The sequence below is a fragment of the Wenyingzhuangia aestuarii genome, from assembly GCF_011927765.1.
Classification (GTDB): domain Bacteria; phylum Bacteroidota; class Bacteroidia; order Flavobacteriales; family Flavobacteriaceae; genus Wenyingzhuangia; species Wenyingzhuangia aestuarii.
This window is the reverse complement of the sequence record NZ_JAATJG010000043.1, coordinates 1-1,024: the sequence shown is the minus strand read 5'-3', so window position 1 is coordinate 1,024 and position 1,024 is coordinate 1. Positions and strand designations below refer to the sequence as shown.

Sequence of the window (1,024 nt, the reverse complement as noted above, 5' to 3'; positions counted from 1 at the left end):
TAGCCAAAACCGTTGGCAAATATTTTCGAGCGAGATTTTTTGAAATATTTTTTTTGTAAATTTGCTGTATGAGTAAAAAAGAAGACATACAAAATTATATCTCTAATCTGAAAAATAGATTAAAAGATGAACTTCCTCGAATTTCAGAAGAGATTCGTGTCTATGAAGAAAAACTTGCTGAAGGAAAATTAAATCCTAATCCTACACCAGGACCTCAATTTAATGGATAAACCAAAATTATTAGTAATTGCTGGTTGTAATGGTTCTGGAAAATCTTCTTTCTCGAAAGCTTTCACAGAAGGAGGAATAAAACCTTATGATTATGATAAAGTTTATAAGGAAAAGTATGAATCTCTAATCGATACTGAATTTAGAGATCGAATGGCTCATAATCTTGCTAGAAAAGATCTAGAAAACACAATAAAATCTTCTATAAAAAACAGAACTGATTTCTGTTATGAAACAAACTTCAACTCTACTCCACTATATTGGCCTGAAATTTTTAAATCTGAAAATTATAGAATCGAAATAGTTTTCTTTTGCCTAGATTCAATTGAAAAAGCAAAAGAAAGAGTTCGTATTAGATTTGAGAATGGTGGACATTTTGTACCAGATAATGAAGTCAAAGAAAGATATGAATTAGGTTATAAACACTTAAATGAAAATTGGAAGTTTTTTGATTCTGTTACTCTTTTTGAAACGAGTAAATACAATGATACTCCTAGTCATTTATTTACAATTGAAGAAGAACAATTTATATTAAAAAATAATTTCCCTAAATATCTTGAGAAAGTCATCCCTAGTATAAAAGAGTTAAATAAAAAACATTAGCCAACACCGGCTAAACTTCATGCGGGTTTTGTTTTAACTTCAAAGTTTTGTGTATATTTACTAAGTCGCCAAATCTTCTTGATTTGGCTTTGTGAAACCAAAGAAACAAATCCAAACAAAAAGCTTCGGCTTAGTTGCGTGTTCGAAAATCTTGTCGATTTTCTTCCCGAACAAAGCCTAGCCAAAACCGTTG

The 1,024-nt window shown here is 30.1% G+C and carries 2 protein-coding genes; both read left to right on the top strand.

Features of this window, described 5'->3' with window-relative positions:
- The first annotated feature begins 68 nt into the window (after positions 1–68).
- Positions 69–230 carry a hypothetical protein gene (locus GGR97_RS15230; RefSeq protein WP_157359368.1) on the top strand — a complete coding sequence of 54 codons (162 nt, stop codon included), beginning with the start codon at positions 69–71 and terminating at the stop codon, positions 228–230.
- The gene (locus tag GGR97_RS15225) at positions 223–831 is read left to right on the top strand and encodes a zeta toxin family protein (RefSeq protein WP_167899384.1); all 609 of its coding nucleotides are present in this window, start codon (positions 223–225) and stop codon (positions 829–831) included. Before GGR97_RS15230 ends, GGR97_RS15225 begins: the two co-directional genes overlap by 8 nt.
- Positions 832–1,024 lie beyond the last annotated feature (193 nt).

Coding starts and splice junctions, on each gene's coding strand:
- GGR97_RS15230 (WP_157359368.1), top strand. CDS start 69: ATGAGTAAAAAAGAAGACATACAAAATTATATCTCTAATCTGAAAAAT.
- GGR97_RS15225 (WP_167899384.1), top strand. CDS start 223: ATGGATAAACCAAAATTATTAGTAATTGCTGGTTGTAATGGTTCTGGA.